The organism is Roseateles sp. P5_B10 (assembly GCF_056400485.1).
The window spans coordinates 1-3096 of sequence record NZ_JBFULE010000634.1; the positions used below are offsets into that span (position 1 = coordinate 1).

A 3096-nucleotide genomic window follows, 5' to 3' on the forward strand; every position below is an offset into this window, starting at 1 on the left:
GGCTGGGTGTGGCCATCGTCAACCCGTTGACCGCAGCGGCGTGTGCAGGATCAGACCTGCTGGTGCGGCCGCTGACGGTGTCGATTCCCTACCGGGTCAGCGCATTGATCCCATTGCACCGACCTGCGCAGCCGCTGGTCGAAGACCTGCTCAGCGCCCTACGGCGCGCACGACCGTCGGCTTCGTCCCGAAGCGCTTGACGATGCTGGCCTCGATGCCGGCGGCGTCCAGGCCACACAGGCTCATCAGCTTGGCCGGGTCGCCGTGCTCGACGAACTCGTCGGGCAGGCCGAGCTGCAGCACCGGCACGCCGAGGCCGGCGGCGTTCAACGCCTCGACGACGGCGCTTCCGGCGCCGCCCATGATGCAGCCATCCTCGACGGTGACGATGACGTCATGCGTGCGCGCCAGTTCGGCAACGAGCTCAGCATCCAGCGGCTTGACGAAGCGCATATTGGCGACCGTCGCGTCCAGGCGCTCGGCCACTTCCAACGCGGGATAGAGCAGCGTGCCAAAGGCCAGGATCGCAATGCGCTGGCCCTGCCGACGCACTTCACCCTTGCCCCAGGCCTGGGCCGTCATGGCTTTGACAGGCACGACGCCAACGCCCGCGCCGCGCGGGTAGCGCACCGTCACCGGCCCGTTGTGCATGAAGCCGGTGTACAGCGCCTGGCGGCATTCGTCCTCGTCGGCCGGCGTCAGCACGGCCATGTTCGGGATGCAGCGCGTGTAGGCGATGTCGTAGTTGCCGGCATGCGTGGCGCCGTCAGCGCCCACCAGGCCGGCGCGGTCCAGCGCGAACAGCACGGGCAGGTTCTGGATGGCGACGTCATGGATCAGCTGGTCATAGGCGCGCTGCAGGAAGGTCGAATAGATCGCGACGACGGGCTTGATGCCCTCGCAGGCCAGGCCGGCGGCGAAGGTGACCGAGTGCTGCTCGGCGATGCCGACGTCGTGATAGCGCTGCGGGAAGCGCTTGTGGAACTCCACCATGCCCGAGCCCTCGCGCATCGCGGGCGTGATGCCCACCAGCCGCGGGTCGGCTTCGGCCATGTCGCACAGCCAGTCGCCAAAGACCTGCGTGAAGGTCGTCTTGGGCGGCGTGGCCGGCTTGACGAAGCCCACCGCCGGGTCGAACTTGCCCGAGGCGGCGTGGTACTTGACCGGGTCGTTCTCGGCCAGCTTGTAGCCTGCACCCTTCTTGGTGACGATGTGCAGGAACTGCGGGCCCTTCTTCTCGCGCAGGTTCTCGAGTGTCGGGATCAGCGAGTCCAGGTCGTGTCCGTCGATGGGGCCGACATAGTTGAAGCCGAACTCCTCGAAGATGGTGCCCGGCACGACCATGCCCTTGGTGTGCTCCTCGAACTTGCGCGCGAACTCGTAGAGCGGCGTGTTCTTCAACACGCTCTTGGCGCTTTCGCGGGCGGCGGCGTAGAAGCTGCCRCTCATCAGCCGCGCGAGGTATTTGTTCAGCGCGCCGACCGGCGGGCTGATGGACATGTCGTTGTCGTTCAGGATGACGAGCAGGTCGCCCATCAGGCCGCCATGGGCCACGCCGGCGTTGTTCAGCGCCTCGAAGGCCATGCCGGCCGTCATCGAGCCATCGCCGATGATGGCCACGGCGCGGCGGTCTTCGCCCTTGAGCTTGAAGGCCATGGCCATGCCGTGGGCCGCCGAGATGCTGGTCGACGAATGGCCGGTGCCAAAGGTGTCGTACTCGCTCTCGTCACGGCGCGGGAAGCCGCTGATGCCACCGATCTGGCGCAGGCCCGGCATGCGGTCACGCCGGCCGGTCAGCACCTTGTGCGGATAGGTCTGGTGGCCCACGTCCCACACCAGCCGGTCGTCCGGTGTGTTGAACACGTAATGCAGGGCCACGGTCAGCTCGACCGTGCCAAGGTTGGAGCCGAGGTGGCCGCCAGTCTTGGAGACGCTCTCCAGCACGAAGGCGCGCACCTCGTCGGCCAGCTTGCGCAGTTCGGTGCGCGGCAGGCGGCGCAGGTCGGCCGGGCTGTCGATGCCTTTGAGCAGCGTGTATTCCATGGCGGTCCTCTTTAGTTGTCCCGCTCTACAACGGAGTCGGCCAGCAGGCTGAGGTGRCTCACATCGGCCAGGCCGCTGGCGGCCAGGGCCGCCTTGGCCTCGGCGCGCAGCGCTTGAGCCAGCGCGCGCGCGGCGTTCAGGCCCAGCACGCTGACATAGGTCGGCTTGTTGGCGTCCTGGTCCTTGCCGGCGGTCTTGCCCAGCACTTCCGAATCCTGGGTCACGTCGAGGATGTCGTCGACAACCTGGAAGGCCAGGCCAAGCGCCGCGCCGTAGTCGGACAGCGACTGGGTCGCCTGCGTCGACACCGACCCGCAGGCCGCGCCCATCAGAACGCTGGCCTGCAGCAGCACACCAGTCTTGCGGCGGTGCATGTCGCGTAGCGTGGTTTCGTCCAGTCGCTTGCCAATGCTGGCCAGGTCGATGGCCTGGCCGCCGGCCATGCCGTCGTGGCCGGCCGAGCGGGCCAGCAGCGAGCACAACCGCGCCTGCAGGGCGGGAGCAATGCCCGTGTCCGGCGTCAGCACCTCGAAGGCGAGGGCCTGCATCGCGTCGCCCGCCAGCATGGCCTGGGCTTCGCCGAAGGCGACGTGCGTCGTCGGCTTGCCGCGGCGCATGACGTCGTTGTCCATGCAGGGCATGTCGTCATGCACCAGCGAATAGGCGTGGATGAGCTCGACCGAGCAGGCTGCGCGCATGGCCGCAAAGCTGTCGCCGCCCACGGCCGCGCAGCTCGCCAGCACCAACAGCGGGCGCAGGCGCTTGCCACCGCCCAGCACCGCATAGCGCATCGCCTCGCCAAGGCCAGCCGGTGCGGCAGCGGGCACGAGATCATCCAGCGCCGCTTCGAAGGCGTTCAAAGACGCCTGCACCCAGCGGTCAAAGTCCTGTGCATTCAAGATTCGGGGCCCTCCCAGGCCTTCAGTTCGGCGCCGTCCAGCAGCTTGACCTGCTGTTCCACCGCCTGCAGCCGCCCGCGGCACAGAGCCAGCAACTCGGCGCCCCGCTTGTAGCTGTGCAGAAGTTGGTCCAGCGGCAGCTGTTGCCCCTCCA

3 protein-coding genes are annotated in these 3096 nt (G+C 68.0%); all 3 read right to left on the reverse strand.

The features are described from left to right. Positions 1-150: 150 nt before the first annotated feature. The 3 genes from dxs to xseB are packed head-to-tail and all read right to left on the reverse strand — an operon-like array spanning position 151 to position 3082. On the reverse strand, positions 151-2043 hold the full coding sequence (gene dxs, locus AC1DU6_RS25140; RefSeq protein WP_477860413.1) for a 1-deoxy-D-xylulose-5-phosphate synthase: 1893 nt from the start codon (positions 2041-2043) through the stop codon (positions 151-153). 11 nt (positions 2044-2054) lie between these two features. Continuing rightward, a complete protein-coding gene (locus tag AC1DU6_RS25145; RefSeq protein WP_056198553.1) occupies positions 2055-2942 on the reverse strand; it encodes a polyprenyl synthetase family protein in 888 nt (295 codons plus the stop codon). Next, positions 2939-3082 carry an exodeoxyribonuclease VII small subunit gene (xseB, locus tag AC1DU6_RS25150; protein WP_477860416.1) on the reverse strand — a complete coding sequence of 48 codons (144 nt, stop codon included), beginning with the start codon at positions 3080-3082 and terminating at the stop codon, positions 2939-2941. The genes AC1DU6_RS25145 and xseB overlap by 4 nt, the downstream gene beginning before the upstream one ends. Positions 3083-3096: the final 14 nt, after the last annotated feature.